Annotated in this window: 15 protein-coding genes; 7 read left to right on the top strand and 8 right to left on the bottom strand. The window is 69.6% G+C overall.

Annotated features, from left to right (window positions below):
- Positions 1-18: 18 nt before the first annotated feature.
- From G7A98_RS04135 to G7A98_RS04125, 3 genes are all read right to left on the bottom strand, one after another.
- Entirely contained in the window at positions 19-162 is a 144-nt protein-coding gene (locus tag G7A98_RS04135; RefSeq protein WP_163648222.1) for a hypothetical protein, read from the bottom strand.
- Between the two features lie 110 nt (positions 163-272).
- Positions 273-1031, bottom strand: a complete 759-nt coding sequence (locus tag G7A98_RS04130) for an SDR family NAD(P)-dependent oxidoreductase (RefSeq protein WP_163648221.1) — start codon at positions 1029-1031, stop codon at positions 273-275.
- Positions 1032-1080: 49 nt separating this feature from the next.
- Complete coding sequence (locus G7A98_RS04125) at positions 1081-2292, bottom strand: benzoate/H(+) symporter BenE family transporter (protein ID WP_163648220.1); 1212 nt, start codon at positions 2290-2292, stop codon at positions 1081-1083.
- 163 nt (positions 2293-2455) lie between these two features.
- Between G7A98_RS04125 and G7A98_RS04120 the strand changes: the two genes are divergently transcribed.
- Positions 2456-3346 carry a LysR family transcriptional regulator gene (locus G7A98_RS04120; RefSeq protein ID WP_163648219.1) on the top strand — a complete coding sequence of 297 codons (891 nt, stop codon included), beginning with the start codon at positions 2456-2458 and terminating at the stop codon, positions 3344-3346.
- Between the two features lie 17 nt (positions 3347-3363).
- Here G7A98_RS04120 and G7A98_RS04115 read toward each other — a convergent pair whose 3' ends face one another.
- Entirely contained in the window at positions 3364-3690 is a 327-nt protein-coding gene (locus G7A98_RS04115) for a DUF4235 domain-containing protein (protein ID WP_163648218.1), read from the bottom strand.
- Between the two features lie 219 nt (positions 3691-3909).
- Here G7A98_RS04115 and G7A98_RS04110 point away from each other — a divergent pair, with 219 nt between their 5' ends.
- On the top strand, positions 3910-4203 hold the full coding sequence (locus tag G7A98_RS04110) for a hypothetical protein (protein ID WP_224420572.1): 294 nt from the start codon (positions 3910-3912) through the stop codon (positions 4201-4203).
- 18 nt (positions 4204-4221) lie between these two features.
- On the opposite strand, the gene G7A98_RS04105 is transcribed toward G7A98_RS04110, so the two are convergent.
- Complete coding sequence (locus tag G7A98_RS04105) at positions 4222-5307, bottom strand: right-handed parallel beta-helix repeat-containing protein (RefSeq protein ID WP_163648216.1); 1086 nt, start codon at positions 5305-5307, stop codon at positions 4222-4224.
- A 170-nt stretch (positions 5308-5477) separates the two neighbouring features.
- Here G7A98_RS04105 and G7A98_RS04100 point away from each other — a divergent pair, with 170 nt between their 5' ends.
- Positions 5478-6860: an NAD-dependent succinate-semialdehyde dehydrogenase gene (locus tag G7A98_RS04100; protein WP_163648215.1), complete on the top strand. Its 1383-nt coding sequence runs from the start codon at positions 5478-5480 to the stop codon at positions 6858-6860.
- A gap of 87 nt (positions 6861-6947) precedes the next feature.
- Here G7A98_RS04100 and G7A98_RS04095 read toward each other — a convergent pair whose 3' ends face one another.
- The 3 genes from G7A98_RS04095 to G7A98_RS04085 are packed head-to-tail and all read right to left on the bottom strand — an operon-like array spanning position 6948 to position 9952.
- Positions 6948-7889, bottom strand: coding sequence for a TRC40/GET3/ArsA family transport-energizing ATPase (locus G7A98_RS04095; RefSeq protein WP_163648214.1), 942 nt, complete (start codon positions 7887-7889; stop codon positions 6948-6950).
- A gap of 28 nt (positions 7890-7917) precedes the next feature.
- Entirely contained in the window at positions 7918-8214 is a 297-nt protein-coding gene (locus tag G7A98_RS04090) for a cory-CC-star protein (protein ID WP_051907307.1), read from the bottom strand.
- Positions 8201-9952, bottom strand: a complete 1752-nt coding sequence (locus G7A98_RS04085; RefSeq protein ID WP_163648213.1) for a carbon starvation protein A — start codon at positions 9950-9952, stop codon at positions 8201-8203. Before G7A98_RS04085 ends, G7A98_RS04090 begins: the two co-directional genes overlap by 14 nt.
- A 442-nt stretch (positions 9953-10394) precedes the next feature.
- Here G7A98_RS04085 and G7A98_RS04080 point away from each other — a divergent pair, with 442 nt between their 5' ends.
- The 4 genes from G7A98_RS04080 (at position 10395) to G7A98_RS04065 (ending at position 14187) form a co-directional block, all read left to right on the top strand.
- Positions 10395-11372: a sugar kinase gene (locus G7A98_RS04080; protein WP_163648212.1), complete on the top strand. Its 978-nt coding sequence runs from the start codon at positions 10395-10397 to the stop codon at positions 11370-11372.
- A gap of 113 nt (positions 11373-11485) precedes the next feature.
- Positions 11486-11659 carry a hypothetical protein gene (locus G7A98_RS04075; RefSeq protein WP_163648211.1) on the top strand — a complete coding sequence of 58 codons (174 nt, stop codon included), beginning with the start codon at positions 11486-11488 and terminating at the stop codon, positions 11657-11659.
- A gap of 172 nt (positions 11660-11831) precedes the next feature.
- Positions 11832-12818, top strand: a complete 987-nt coding sequence (locus G7A98_RS04070) for a D-glycerate dehydrogenase (RefSeq protein WP_163648210.1) — start codon at positions 11832-11834, stop codon at positions 12816-12818.
- Positions 12819-12945: 127 nt separating this feature from the next.
- The gene (locus tag G7A98_RS04065; RefSeq protein WP_163648209.1) at positions 12946-14187 is read left to right on the top strand and encodes a GGDEF domain-containing protein; all 1242 of its coding nucleotides are present in this window, start codon (positions 12946-12948) and stop codon (positions 14185-14187) included.
- Positions 14188-14229: the final 42 nt, after the last annotated feature.

Genomic DNA, 14229 nt, shown 5'->3' with positions numbered 1-14229 from the left:
CGGCGCGACGCACCGGCATCAGTCGATGCCGTAGAGGCCCATCAGCTGGCGGCGGTAGCCTTCATAGGCGCTCTCGGTCAGGCGCTCGAGCAGGCGATAGGCCGAGCGCCCGAAGCGGCGGGCCAGGGACGGACGGGAAGCGGTGGCGGTCTGGGCGGTCATGCAGGAGCCTCTGTCGGTGATGTATGCCGACAGTATGCCAAAGATTTAGACTTTAGTCTAAAGCGCCTCCCGCCCAGCGGGAGACGCTCGCGCGCAAGCCCGGCACTGCCTCAGTCGCGGTCGATGGCGAACCCGCCCCAGGCCTGGCGGACCGGCATCACCTCCAGGCGGTTGATGTTGACGTGCGCGGGCAGGGTGGCGACATGGAAGATCTGCTCGGCGATGTCCTCGGCCGTCAGCGGCGTGGTCGAGCCGTAGAGCTTGTCGTGGGTCGCCCGGTCGCCGCCGGTACGCACCAGGGTGAACTCCGTCTCGGCCAGGCCCGGCGCGATGTCGGTGACCCGCACCCCGGTGCCCAGCAGGTCGCAGCGCAGATTGTAGCTGAACTGGCGGACGAAGGCCTTGGTGGCGCCATAGACATGGTTGCCCGGATAGGGCGTGTCGGCGGCCACCGAGCCCAGGTTGATGATGCTGGCACCGGCGCCCTGCCCGATCAGGGTCGGCAGCAGCGCATGGGTGACGTTGACCAGGCCGCTGACATTGGTGTCGATCATGGTCTGCCAGTCATCGAGGTCCACCGCCTGGGCGGGCTGCGGAGCCAGTGCCAGGCCCGCGTTGTTGACCAGGCAGGTGACGTCGCGGAACGCCTCGGGCAGTGCGCCGACCACCTGCTTGACCGCCTGGCTGTCGCGCACGTCGAGGACCGCCGTGTGCACCGGCACCTTGTCCTTCAGCTGCGCCTGCAGCTCGGTCAGCCGTTCTTCCCGGCGCCCGGTCAGCACCAGCGACCAGCCGGCCTCGGCGAAACGCCAGGCGCAGGCGCGACCGAAGCCTGACGTCGCGCCGGTGATGAATACGATCCGGTTCATGATGCTCTCCTCTTGCTGAGTGGTCATCTGCTGGGGGGTTCAGCGTAAATCATGAGCCTGTCGAGCGCTCGGCCCGGGGCAGGGGCTGGCGAGCCGGGGCCCGCCAGGACTTGTGCAGCACCAGATAGGCGGCGCCGCCGATCACCACGCCCCAGAAGGCCGAGCTCAACCCCAGGAAGGACATCCCCGAGGCGGTGGCCAGGAAGGTGAGCAGCGAGGCCTCGCGATGGTCGCCGGCGGTGACCGCCGTCTCGAGATTGCTGCCGATGGCGCCCACCAGGGCCAGCCCCGCCAGCACGGCGATGAAGGTGCCGGGCAGCGCGGTGAACAGCGCCACGATGGTGCCCGCCAGGGTCCCGCCGATCAGGTAGAAGACGCCGTTGGCGACCCCGGCCACATAGCGCTTGTCGTGGTCGTCATGGGCCTCCGGGCTGGTGCACAGCGCCGCGGTGATCGCCGCGATCACGGTGGTGATGCCTCCGAAGCAGGCGGTGGCCAGCGAGGTCAGCCCGGTGACCGTGATGATCGGACGCGCCGGCGTAGTGTAGCCGGCGTTGCGCATGATGGTCATGCCCGGCAGGAACTGGCCGGTGAGACTGACCAGCACCAGCGGCAGCGCCAGGCTCAGGGTGGCATGCCAGGACCACGCCGGAACGATCAGCGTGGGCGAGGCCAGCGACAGGCTCACGCCGTCCAGGCTGGCGCCCTCCAGGGCGGCCGACAGGGCAATGCCGACCCCCAGCAGCAGCACCAGGGAATAACGCGGGCACAGGCGCTTGAGCACCAGGTAGGCAGCGACCATGCCCAGCGCCAGGGCCGGCGCCGACGCCACCGCGTCGAAGATGCCGACCCCGAAGCGGAACAGGATCCCGGCCATCATCGCCCCGGCGAGGCCGCGGGGGATGAGCCGCAGCAGCCGGTCGAAGCCGCCGCTGAGCCCGATCAGCAGCAGGAGCACGGCGGCGGTGAGATAGGCGCCGACCGCCTCGTTGAGGGAGATCCCGGGAAACAGCGTGACCAGCAGCGCGGTACCCGGCGCCGACCAGGCGGTGACCACCGGAACCTTGAGCCACAGGCTCAGCCCGATGCCCGAGATCGCCGCGCCGATCGAGATCGCCCAGACCCAGGAGGTCATCATCGCCGGCGAGATGTCGGCGCTCTGGGCGGCCTGGAAGAAGATGATCAGCGGGCCGGAATAGGAGACCAGCACCGCCAGGAAGCCGGCCGTCAGGGCCGACAGGGAAAGGTCCTTGTGCAACATCGCGCGCTCCGAGGTATCGGGGAGTCCGGCCTGCCGGCCACGAGGGTCCCATGCGGTTCGACCTCAGCCTATTGGGCGCACTGTCGTTGATAAATACCCCTGGCGTGACAATACTGTTCAGCCTCAATGAACAATATTGAATGCAGCGAGGGCGATCCCGGTCATGGACCGACTTCAGGCGATGCAGCTGTTCACCCGGGTCGTGGAGCTGGGCAGCTTCACCCGGGCGGCGGAGCAGCTCGACATGTCCCGCGCCTCGGCCAGCATGCTGATCAAGCGGCTCGAGAGCCATCTCGGGGTGCGTCTGCTGCAGCGTACCACGCGTCAGGTGAGCCCGACCCTGGACGGGGACTCCTACTATCGCCACTGCCGCGAGATCCTGCTCCAGATCGAGGAGGCCGAGGGAGCCCTCGCCCAGGCGGCGCATCGCCCGCGGGGGCGGCTGCGCATCGACCTGCCGGCCTCGCTGAGCCGGCTGGTGGTGCTGCCCGCGCTGCCCGACTTCCACGCCCGCTACCCGGAGATCCAGCTCGAGGTCGGCAGCGGCGACCGGCGGGTCGACCTGGTGGCCGAGGGAGTGGACTGCGTGGTGCGCATCGGTGAGCTCAAGGATTCGACGCTGGTGGCCCGCCCCCTGCCGCCCCTGGAGCAGGTGACCTGCGCCAGTGCCGCCTACGTGGCCCGTCACGGCCGCCCCACCTCGCTGGAGCAGCTGGCGGGGCATCGCTGCGTCGCCTACCAGTCCCCCACCACCGGGCGGCCGGACCCGCTGGCCTTTCCGGTGGCGGGACGCGAACAGCCCCTGGACCTGCCGGCCGACCTGGCGGTCAACCACGGCGAGGCCTATGTGGCGGCCTGCGAAGCGGGCTACGGAATCATCCAGGTGCCGCGTTACCACGTCTCGCGCCAGCTCGCGGCAGGCACCCTGGTGGAACTGCTGCCCGACCATCGCCTGCCGCCCCTGCCGATGACCATCCTCTACCCCCACCATCGCCACCTGACGCCGCGGCTGCGGGTCTTCATCGACTGGCTGGTGGCGCTGTTCGCCCCATGAGCCGGCCCGATCGACCGTCAGTCCCGACCGCCCCGGCCACCGAGGGGCCCCGCCGTGCCGTCCAGCGGGCGTCGCGGCAGCGACCGCGAGCGCCGGCGACGCTGCGCCCGATGCAGCGCCTCGCTGCCCAGCCGACGCCCCGCCACCCGCGCCACCCCCACCAGGATGCCGGATGCGGCTCCCCACACCAGGGCGTCACGCCAGCGCACGTCGCGCTCGTAGGGGTCGAGCGGCGCCTTGCCGACCTTCCGTTCGTAGACCTTGCGGGTCCCGTTGCGTACCGCGATACCGGCGGCGATCGCCGTTCCCGCGCTGATCAGCGACCACAGGGTGCTCTCTCTCATGACGCTCACTCCTTCCGTGACAGTGGGCGACGACCGCGCACTGCAGCGGCCGTTTCCGCCTCCAGCCTAGCCGAGTCTGCGCGATGCCCCCAGCCAGCAGCCGGCCATTGCGGTATCATCGGCCATAAAGGCCACCCGCCAACCAGGTACTCGTTCATGCCAGCCCCCCTGTTCCCGATCGACCGCGCGCCCTCGCTTGCTCCCTGGCGAGCGGGTGTCATGGCCGCCGAAACCTGGGCCAGCGCCCTGGCCACGATCGCCCTGCGCCAGCAGCTGTGGCTGACCCAGCCACCGACCAGCCTGCCGTTGCTGGACGAGAACCAGCGCATGGTGACCGAGAAGTGGGAGGCCGGGGTCGAGCTGGCCGCCGTCTGGCACGAGACCTGGGTGGATGCCTGCACTGGCCGCCTGCCCTGCTGGTGGGAATCCAGCCAGCGGATCCTGCACCCGCTGCACCGACGCACCATGGCCAACTCCCGGCGCCTGACGGCGCGCCCGCCGCGGCGCTCCTGACGCGTCCGAGGGCCTCCCTCACCCATCCGGCGCGGCCTCCCGGCTGCCGTCGTAGCGAATGCAGTGCCCATAGCGCTCCCACGACGGCTCGTCGTTGGGGCTGTTGTGGAAGGTATCGCCCTGCGAGAGATTGGGCGGGGTGTCGAAGCCGCGGCAGTTGGCGGCATCGTCCAGCGAGACCTGGAAGCCGTGGCCGTTGTCGACGAAGCGGTTGTTGCGGAAGACGTTGTCGCGGCTGAAGCTGTCCTCCCAGCACTCCACCGGGTTGCGGTGACGAATCGAGCAGGTCAGGAACACCCCGGCCTGGCGATTGCCGCGGAACAGGTTGTCACGGAACACATTGTGTTCGGCATCCGCCAGGTAGATCCCGTGGGAACCGTTGTCGAGGAGCCGGTTGTCGATGACCTCGCCATCGCGCAGGTATTCGACGGTAATGCCCGCGGCGACGTTGTGCTCGATGGTGTTGCCGACGACCCGCGTGGCCCCCGCCCGATTGAGCGACAGGCCGTCCCACTGGGCCCCGGCCAGGTGATTGTCCTCGATGGTCACGTCACGGCTGTGGTACTCGGTCAGCAGGCAGGCGCTGCGACAGTCGCGGATGTCCAGCCGACGCAGGGTGACGCCGTTGCCGCGCCGCACGATCAGCGCGCTGTTGCTGAGGTAGGGCAGGTCCTCGCGGAACTCCGGACCGCCGGCACCACTGCCGCGAATCGCCAGATCGCTGACCGTGACATCCTGAATCGGCCTGCCCGGTACCTGCCGACGCGCCTCGCCGAGCACCAGCACCGGGCTGACCACGCCCTCCACCAGACTCAGGCGGGTGGCCTGGGCGCCCTGACCGCGCAGGGTCACGTGGTCACGCTCGACCGTGACCATGTCCTGGAGGCGGAAGTCTCCCGCCGCCAGGCACACGGTCTGCGGCGCACCGCTGTCGGGCAGCCCGTCGATCGCGTCCTGCAGGCTTTCCCCGGGGCGCACCAGCCGATCGCAGTCATCACCGCCCGTCGCCGCCAGCGCGCCACCGCTCATCAGCCCGCTCAGCACCAGCAATCCGAGGCCCAGCAGAAGGTCGCCCAACCGCCGCCCGCCGAATCGTCTCGTCATCACGCCTCCTTGTGATACGTCGCCTCGCCCGGATCGCCGGGCCCGTGTACGGACTTTGCCCGAAACCGCTCCCGCCTGCCACGCCCTTGAAGGCTATCGGGCCCGTCGCCACTGTCTACACTGAGGACGCGAGAAAGGATGCATTCACGCACGTCACCAAGGAGAACGTGATGAGCCGCAATACCCTCACCGCCGTCAACCCGGCCACCGATGAGGTCATCGGGCAGCACGAGATGCTCGACGAACAGGGCGTCCGCGACAAGCTGGACGCCACGCGCCGCGGCTACGACGAACTGCGCCGGCTGACGGTCGCCGAGCGCGCCAGGAAGCTCCATGCCGTCGCCGACCTGATCGAGCAGCGCCAGGCCGACATCGGCGAGGTGATCTGCCGGGAGATGGGCAAGAAGTTCTCCGGCGTGATCGCCGAGACGAAAATCTCGGCGGCGATCGTGCGCTTCTACGCCGATCATGCCGAGGAATTCATGGCCCCCAAGCCCAAGCAGGTGCCCGGCGCGCAAAAGGCCGAGGTGGTCCGCGACCCGATGGGCGCGGTGCTCGGCATCATGCCCTGGAACTACCCGCTCTATCAGGTGGTGCGCTTCGCCGCGCCCAACCTCGCCGGCGGCAACGCCTGCCTGCTCAAGCACGCCTCCAATGTCCCCGGCAGCGCCAAGCTGATCACCCAGCTGTTCCACGACGCCGGCTTCGAGGAAGGCACCTTCACCTGGCTGCCGGTCTCGTCCAGCGCGATCGAGGGCATCCTGCGCGACCCGATCGTCTGCGGGGTCACGCTGACCGGCAGCGAGGAAGCCGGCCGCGCCGTGGCCAGGCAGGCTGGTGAGCTGATCAAGCCCAGCGTGCTCGAGCTCGGCGGCATCGACCCGCTGATCGTGCTCGACGACGCCGATGTCGACAAGGCCGTGGAGATTGCCATCAACGGGCGCTTCGACAACACCGGCCAGAGCTGCGCGGCCTCCAAGCGCCTGATCGTGGTCGAGTCGATGGTCGAGCGCTTCACCGAGCGCCTCGTCGACCAGGTCCAGAAGCTGCGCATCGGCAACCCGCTCGACGAGGACACCGACATCGGCCCGATGTCGCGCAAGGACCTGCGCGACGACCTCCACGACCAGGTCAAGCGCGCAGTGCAGCACGGCGCCCAGATCGAGACCGGCGGCCAGGTTCTCGAGCGCTCCGGTGCCTGGTACGCGCCGACCGTGCTGACCAACGTCGCCCCGGGCAACCCGGCCTTCGACGAGGAGCTGTTCGGCCCGGTCGCCGCGGTGATCACCGCCGACAACGTCGAGCACGCCATCGAACTGGCCAACCACAGCCCCTACGGCCTGGGCGGCACCGTGGTCGGCCAGGACCTCGCGCGCGCCGAGGCGGTGGCCCGTCGTCTCGACGTGGGCATGAGCTTCGTCAACCGCCCCACCACGCCCTTCGCCGAGCTGCCCTTCGGCGGCGTCAAGCGCAGCGGCTACGGCCGCGAGCAGAGCGAGTACGGCTTCGGCGAGTTCCTCAACGTGCGCACGGTGTTCGTCGCCGACGCCTGAACGGAGCCACACCGCGCCGTGACGGCGCCCCGAAACAGCGAGGCCCCGCCAGGTGGCGGGGCCTCGGTGCATCGGGCGAACGGGTGTTCAGTCGTGATCCTGCCAGGGGGCCAGCCCCTGCAGGGCATCGCTCAGCGGTTGCAGGTCGTCACAGGACGCCGGGGCGTGCGGCTGGTGGCCGATCTCGAGCACCGGCCGATCGGTGAAGGTGGCGGCGAGCTGCTCGCGCCATGGACGCTGCTCGTCGCGCCAGTTGGCCAGCCAGGTGCTGTCGACGTCTTCCGGCAGGCACTTGTTGACTACCAGCGCACCGACGTGCAGGCCGTGGGACTCGAGCAGCTCGCGGGTACGGGCCGTCTCCAGGGTCGGCAACCGCTCGGGATTGGCGACCAGCACCACCGCCGAGTGCGCGGCGCAGGTCAGGTGCTCGCGGGCCGCGGCCAGGCGCCCGCGACGACGCATCAGCGCCTCCTGGATCGGATCGTCGACCACCTCGCCGTCGCCCAGCCACGCCTTGTAGTCACTGCGCACCTTGCGCCGGCGCTGCATCAGGCCGTCGACCCAGGCGCCCATGATCTCGGGCAGCGCCAGCAGACGCACGGTGTGGCCGCCGGGAGCGGTGTCGAAGATCAGCCGGTCGTAGTCCCGGCCGGTCTCGAGCAGTAGCCCGACCAGGGCATCGAACAGTGCCGCCTCCTCGGTGCCCGGCGCATGACGCGCCAGATCCAGCTGGCGGAACACCGTGGTGCTGCGCTCACCGCTGACCAGCGGGCGGATCGTCTCCTTGACCTGATCGAGATAGCGCTGCGTCTCGCGGTCGGGATCGAGCTCGACCACATCGAGGTCGGGGCGCATGCGCGTCGGGGTGGCCCCCGGCGCCCGACCGAACAGATCGGCCAGATTATGGGCGGGATCGGTGGAGACCAGCAGGGTCTTCTGCCCCGCCGCCGCGCAGTTCAGCGCATAGGCAGTGGCGCAGCTGGTCTTGCCGACCCCGCCCTTGCCGCCGAAGAACAGGCTCTTGGCCATGGGAACTCCTCGTCGGGTGGCAGGGCGGCTAGCAGCAGCGGAAGCTGTCCAGCGGCGAACGCGGAATGCCCTGACGCCGGTGCCACTCGTGGAAACGCTCGAGCATGTAGGGGTAGAGCTCGAGGGTCATGTCGCTGACGGGGTTGGGGATGCCCATCATGTCGCAGAAGCACAGCAGCATGAACAGGTCCTCCTCGTCCTGCAGCTCGCGGGCGATCTCCTGGCGATGCGGCAGGCTCAGCACCGCATCGTAGCCCTGGATGACCCGGCCGATCCGCGCCCGCCAGCCGGCGGGCGCGTTGTCGTCACGATCAGCGCGGCTCATCGCTCAACGCATCCAGACGTTCGCCGGCCCCCTGACGGAAGCTGCGCGACGCCTCCAGCAGGATCCACAGCGTGAAGACCAGGATCAGGCTGCCGAAGCTGAACAGCAGCAGGTTGCGCGGGGCATCCCCGAAGCCGGACCAGGTGAAGATCACCTGCTGCCCCATCGCCCACAGGGTCATGACCAGCAGGAACAGCATCGGTGCCAGGGTGAACACCACCGGCCGGCCCTGGCGCTTGAGCCATACCGACACCAGCATCAGGGTGATGCCCGCCAGCAGCTGATTGCTGGTACCGAACAGCGGCCACAGCAGGTAGCCGCCGGAGCCGAAGCCGTTGGGGCCTTCCGGCAGGATCACCAGCGCCGCGCTGGAGACCACGGCGATGCTGGTCGCCACGTGCTTGCGGGCCAGCACCGGCATGCCGTACTCGGTGCCCAGCTCGGCGATGATGTAGCGCATCAGGCGCACCGCCGTGTCCAGGGTGGTGGCCGCGAAGCTGACCACGATCACCGCCACCAGCGTGGAGCCCATCTGCGGCGGAATGCCCAGGTTGGCCGCCAGCTGGCCGGCGCCCTTGACGAACGAGCCCAGGCCGCTGGAGCCGGCCGCCGCGAAGCTGGAGTAAGTGGCGGTGAAGTCGGCGCCGCTGGCGAACAGCGTGCCCACGGCGATGATCGCCACCATGGCCAGCATGCCCTCGCCGAGCGCGCCGCCGTAGCCGATCAGCCGGGCGTCGGTTTCCTTGTCGAGCTGCTTGGAGGTGGTGCCCGAGCCGACCAGGCCGTGGAAGCCGGAGATCGCCCCGCAGGCGATGGTGATGAACAGCAGCGGATACCAGCTGATGTCGGCCTCGCCGTTGACCGCCGGCGCGGTCATCGCCGGCGCCCCGAACAGCAGGCCCAGGTAGAGCAGCGCCAGGCCGACGACCAGCTGGTGGGAGTTGATGTAGTCACGCGGCTGCAGCAGCTTCCAGACCGGCAGGGTGGAGGCGACATAGACGTAGACCATCAGCACCACGATCCACACCAGGAAGGCCATCGAGGTGCCGTCGAAGCCGCCGACGACCGGCGCGTCCGCACCGCCGAACCAGCTCACCAGGTCGATCTGCAGGGCCGGAACCTCGCTGGCCAGCAGCGCCGCGCCGTACATGACCACCAGCGCCACCACCGAGGGCAGCAGCATCGAGCCCGAATGCCGGTAGACGCGATAGCCGATCCATACCGCCAGCGGGATCTGGATGAACACCGAGAGCACGCTCGACGGGAAGGTGATGAACAGCTTGGCGATGACCCACGCGAAGACCGCGTTGATCATCAGCACCAGGATCAGAATGATGAACAGGAACAGCAGCTTGGCGCGCTGGCCGATGAGCCGGTTGGCCAGGGTGCCGATCGAGTGGCCCTTGTGGCGGCTCGACAGCACGATGGCGCCGAAGTCGTGCACGCCGGCGGCGAAGACCGTGCCCAGCACCACCCAGAGGATGGCCGGCAGCCAGCCCCAGTAGATGGCGATGGCGGGGCCGACGATGGGCGCGGCACCGGCCACCGAGGTGAAGTGGTGGCCCCACAGGATCCACTTGTTGGTGGGCACATAGTCGACGCCGTCGCGGTAGGTGTGCGCGGGCGTCTGGAAGTCGGGGTCGAGGCGATAGATGCGTTCGGCGATGAACTTCGAATAGAATCGAAAGCCCATCACGAAACACACGACGCCGAAAACGGCGATCCAGATTGCGTTCATGACGTGTCCTTGGTGGCTGACAGCGGGAGAGGCGCTGCTCACGACGGGTAACAGCGCACGCCTTCGGCCTGGACCGGCGCGCCGCGTCGCGCACCGGTTACAATCGAAGCAGGCATAACCTGAGAAGGCTAAGCAATTATTCGCCAGCCGTTGACCGGCGTCAAACGAGCCGCGGCCTCGGCCCGGCCGGCAGCCTTCCGGAAACCGCTGCATGCCGGGCTTCGCGCCGACCGGGCCGGGACCGGCATGCGACGAATGTCTAGTCGGCCGCGGATTGTTGCCTTCGCGCCTCGCCGCCTACGATGGAAACGCTTACCGTTTCCACACGACCGCCGCCACCGGCCGCCGCCGCCTCCACGTCCGCCCTTCACCCCGCGGCCGGGCCGACAGCGGGCCCCGGACCGGCGGGTCGCACGCAGCGCCAGCCGGCCGCCGAGGACCCATGATGACTTCCCGCTCCACCCCTCCCGAGATTCTCACCTTCGGCGAGGCGATGACGCTGTTCGTCGCCGAGACGCCCGGCGACCTGGCCGGGGTAGAACGCTTCCGGCGCGGCATCGCCGGCGCCGACACCAACGTCGCCATCGGCCTGGCGCGGCTGGGCTTCCATGTCGGCTGGCTGAGCCGGGTCGGCGACGACAGCTTCGGCACCTGCATCCGCCGCACCCTGGAGGCCGAAGGGCTGGACTGCCGCCACCTGACACGCGATCCCGACCACGCGACCGGCCTGGTGTTCAAGGCGCGTGTCGACGACGGCTCCGATCCGCATGTCGAGTACCTGCGCCGCGGCAGCGCCGCCAGCTTTCTCTCGCTCGCGGACGCGCAGTCGGTGGACTTCACTACCGCCCGCCACCTGCATGCCACCGGCATCCCGCCCGCCCTGTCGGCCTCGGCCCGCGAGCTGGCCTTCCACATGCTCGAGCGGGCCCGCGCCGCCGGCGCCGGTATCTCGTTCGACCCCAACCTGCGACCCGGCCTGTGGGCAAGCGAAGCCGAGATGCGCGATACGCTCAACGCGCTGGCGAGCCGCGCCGACTGGGTGCTGCCCGGCCTCGCCGAAGGGCGGCGGCTGACCGGGCTGGACTCCGCCCACGACATCGCCGGCTTCTACCTCGATCGCGGCGCCCGGGCGGTGATCATCAAGCTGGGCCCCGAGGGCGGCTACTATCGCGATGCCCAGCGGAGCTTTACCGTCGAGGGCTTCCCGGTCGCCGAGGTGGTCGACACCGTGGGCGCCGGGGACGGCTTCGCCGTGGGGGTGGTCAGCGCCCTGCTCGACGGGCTCTCCCCGCGGGCCGCGGTGCGCCGCGGCAACCTGATCGGCGCCCGGGCGGTGCAGGTGCGCGGCGACATGGAAGGCCTGCCCCATCGCGCTCGACTCGCCGAGCTCGAGGGCGAGTTGCCGCCGCTGGTGGACTGAGAGCCCCGCGGCGGCGCCCCATTCACGACGTCTAATGTTGCGTTAAGACACGGCGAGCATGCTAACGGTCGGCGGCAACGCCAACATTCATCACGCAACACAGGACAGCTCTCATGAATATCGGCGCAGCCAATCACGCGCTCCTCCAGCAGGCGGCCCAGGCTCAGACGGCATCCCAGCCCCAGCCGGCCGCCAGGCCCGACAACGACGGCGACCAGGACGACGGCGTTCAGCGCAGCCCGCGCCCCCAGGGCTCCCTGGGCCACAACATCGACGTCGAAGCCTGAGACTGGCCTGCCGCCTGCCCGGCAGGCGGCAGGCCACCGGGCCCCGGAACAGCACGGGGGCGACGAACGCGGAACATGCGATACCCTGAAGGGCACGCCGGGGCGCCGCCAGGCAGCCACACTGCCGACGCAGGCGTGAACGCCCTTCCCGACCCCCAGGCCCGGAGCCACCATGAAGAAACGCATCACCGCCTTTCGCCGTCTCAAGCAGCATCACCTGGAACAGCTCAGCGAGCACTTCCATGTCGACTACTTTCCCGAACTCGACTCGCCCGACGACCCGGCCTTCCGCGAGGCCCTGCGCGAGGCCCACGGGCTGGTCGGCGCCGGCCTGCCGATCACCCCGGCGCTGCTCGACGAGGCCCCGCACCTGGAAGCCATCGCCAGCATCTCGGTGGGCGTCGACAACTACCCGATCGACGAGCTGACCCGCCGCGACATCCTGCTGTGCAACACCCCGGACGTGCTCACCGAGACCACCGCCGACACCGGCTTCGCGCTGATCATGGCCACCGCCCGGCGGGTCGTGGAGCTGGCCGACTTCGTCAAGCGCGGCGACTGGCAGGCGAGCATCGGCGAGGCGCAGTTCGGCAGCGACGTGCACGGCAAGACCCTGGGCATGGTCGGCCTGGGACGCATCGGCGCCGCCGTGGCGCGGCGCGGCGCCCTGGGCTTCGGCATGCCGGTGCTCTACTCCAACGCCTCGCCCAAGCCCGAGCTGGAGCGCGAACTCGGCGCGCGACGCCGCGAGCTCGACGAACTGCTCGCCGAGGCCGACTTCGTCTGTGTCACCGTGCCGCTGACCGCCGAGACCACCCGGCTGTTCGGCGCCGCGCAGTTCGCGCGCATGAAGCCGAGCGCGATCTTCATCAACATCGCCCGCGGCAAGGTGGTCGACGAACCGGCCCTGGTCGCCGCCCTCGAGGCCGGCGAGATTCGCGCCGCGGGCCTGGACGTCTTCGCGCAGGAACCGCTGCCGGGCGACTCGCCGCTGCCGCGCATGGCCAACGTGGTCGCGCTGCCGCACATCGGCTCGGCGACCGTCGAGACCCGCGATGCCATGGCCCAGCGGGCGGTCGACAACATCGCCCGGGCGCTGCGTGGCGAGCGACCGATCAGCCTGGTCAACGCGGCCGCCTGGGACGCTCGGCATGACTGACATCATCCTTTCGGCCGACCTTGCTCTGGACAGCCTGCGCTATACTCGACATCGCGACGCATTGCCGTGGCCATGACAATAACGTCCCGGAGACCTCCTCACGTGGACCCACAGCGGGGAACCCCTCATGCGCTCTTGCGGGCTGCCGGCCGATACCGCGCGCCCCGGTGAGTACGCTCGCCGCCTGGCGGCGCTCTGGCGCGCCCAGGGCGACGTCGACTACCGCCGGGCCAAGGCGCGCGACTACACGCGGTTCACGGTGGGCTCGCTGGGCCTCACCGCGGTCTTCGTGCTGTGCACGATCGGCTGGGACTTCGCCCTCGACGCCGACCACGCCGGCGACGCCATCGGCCACCGGCTGACCGAGGCCGGCGCGGTCCTGCTCTGGGCGCTGGCCACGCACCACGGCCTGCATAGCGGACGATCGCGCGTCGCCACCCTGGCGGTACCGCTGTTCGTCGAGGCCAGCTTCCTGGACGTCCTCAGCCTGTTCGAGCACGGCCGAGCCTACGGCATGGGCGGCTTCCTGTACTTCTTCATCTTCGTGCCCTTCCTGCTGCTCGGCCAGTCGCTGCGCCTGTCGATCCTGGTGCTCTCGGCGATCACGCTGTTCCCCCTGCCGGTCGCCTGGCTGGGCGGCTACGATGACTTCGATCGCCGGGTCTACCTGGCCTACATGCTGGTCAGCCTGGCGCCCGTGCTGGCGTTGCGCGGCTTCGTCGAGTACCTCTACTGGCAACTGTATCGCTACCGCTGCCGCATGGAACACCAGGCCGTCACCGACAGCCTCACCGGCCTGGCCAACCGTCGCCACTTCCTACACGAGGGCCTGCGACGCCTGAGGCGCCACCGCCGCCACGGGCAGCCGGTGAGCCTGCTGTTCATCGACATCGACCACTTCAAGCGGATCAACGACACCTTCGGTCATCGCGCCGGCGACACGGCCATCGCCCGGGTGGCCGAACGGCTGCAGCAGTGTCGCCGACCCGGCGACCTGCTGGCCCGCTACGGCGGCGAGGAGTTCGTGCTCCTGCTGCCGGGCACTGCGTCCACCCAGGCGAGCCAGGTTGCCGAACACATCCGCGCGACGATCGCCGCCACGCCCCTGCGACTGCCCGACGCGACGATCCCGCCGCTGAACCTGACCGCCAGCATCGGGGTCGCCGGCTACCGGGCGACGGAAAGCCGGGCCGTCGACATCGACCGCCTGATCCACGACGCCGATCTCGCGGCCTATAACGCCAAGCGCCAGGGCCGCAACCGGGTCGTCATGCACGCCGACGACACGCCTGGCGAGATGCCGCACGACGACCCCGCGCGCTGCGACGGGGCGTCGGCGGCCCGCGGGGCGACAAATGCGTCACGATGAGCTAGAGTATTAAGAAACAGCGTTCTTTAAGTCCGCAACCTC

The organism is Modicisalibacter sp. 'Wilcox' (assembly GCF_010993675.1).
In the GTDB taxonomy this organism is placed as follows: Bacteria; Pseudomonadota; Gammaproteobacteria; order Pseudomonadales; family Halomonadaceae; genus Modicisalibacter; species Modicisalibacter tunisiensis.
The sequence above is the reverse complement of the archived record's forward strand: the minus strand, read 5'-3'. Positions and strand labels throughout refer to the sequence as shown.

What these genes read in the sequence shown, in the direction of transcription:
- G7A98_RS04100 (WP_163648215.1), top strand. Translation starts at nt 5,478, where the DNA reads ATGAGCCGCAATACCCTCACCGCCGTCAACCCGGCCACCGATGAGGTC.
- G7A98_RS04115 (WP_163648218.1), bottom strand. Translation starts at nt 3,690, where the DNA reads ATGAGAGAGAGCACCCTGTGGTCGCTGATCAGCGCGGGAACGGCGATC.
- G7A98_RS04085 (WP_163648213.1), bottom strand. Translation starts at nt 9,952, where the DNA reads ATGAACGCAATCTGGATCGCCGTTTTCGGCGTCGTGTGTTTCGTGATG.
- G7A98_RS04095 (WP_163648214.1), bottom strand. Translation starts at nt 7,889, where the DNA reads ATGGCCAAGAGCCTGTTCTTCGGCGGCAAGGGCGGGGTCGGCAAGACC.
- G7A98_RS04080 (WP_163648212.1), top strand. Translation starts at nt 10,395, where the DNA reads ATGATGACTTCCCGCTCCACCCCTCCCGAGATTCTCACCTTCGGCGAG.
- G7A98_RS04065 (WP_163648209.1), top strand. Translation starts at nt 12,946, where the DNA reads ATGCGCTCTTGCGGGCTGCCGGCCGATACCGCGCGCCCCGGTGAGTAC.
- G7A98_RS04090 (WP_051907307.1), bottom strand. Translation starts at nt 8,214, where the DNA reads ATGAGCCGCGCTGATCGTGACGACAACGCGCCCGCCGGCTGGCGGGCG.
- G7A98_RS04110 (WP_224420572.1), top strand. Translation starts at nt 3,910, where the DNA reads ATGGCCGCCGAAACCTGGGCCAGCGCCCTGGCCACGATCGCCCTGCGC.
- G7A98_RS04105 (WP_163648216.1), bottom strand. Translation starts at nt 5,307, where the DNA reads ATGACGAGACGATTCGGCGGGCGGCGGTTGGGCGACCTTCTGCTGGGC.
- G7A98_RS04075 (WP_163648211.1), top strand. Translation starts at nt 11,486, where the DNA reads ATGAATATCGGCGCAGCCAATCACGCGCTCCTCCAGCAGGCGGCCCAG.
- G7A98_RS04130 (WP_163648221.1), bottom strand. Translation starts at nt 1,031, where the DNA reads ATGAACCGGATCGTATTCATCACCGGCGCGACGTCAGGCTTCGGTCGC.
- G7A98_RS04070 (WP_163648210.1), top strand. Translation starts at nt 11,832, where the DNA reads ATGAAGAAACGCATCACCGCCTTTCGCCGTCTCAAGCAGCATCACCTG.
- G7A98_RS04135 (WP_163648222.1), bottom strand. Translation starts at nt 162, where the DNA reads ATGACCGCCCAGACCGCCACCGCTTCCCGTCCGTCCCTGGCCCGCCGC.
- G7A98_RS04120 (WP_163648219.1), top strand. Translation starts at nt 2,456, where the DNA reads ATGGACCGACTTCAGGCGATGCAGCTGTTCACCCGGGTCGTGGAGCTG.
- G7A98_RS04125 (WP_163648220.1), bottom strand. Translation starts at nt 2,292, where the DNA reads ATGTTGCACAAGGACCTTTCCCTGTCGGCCCTGACGGCCGGCTTCCTG.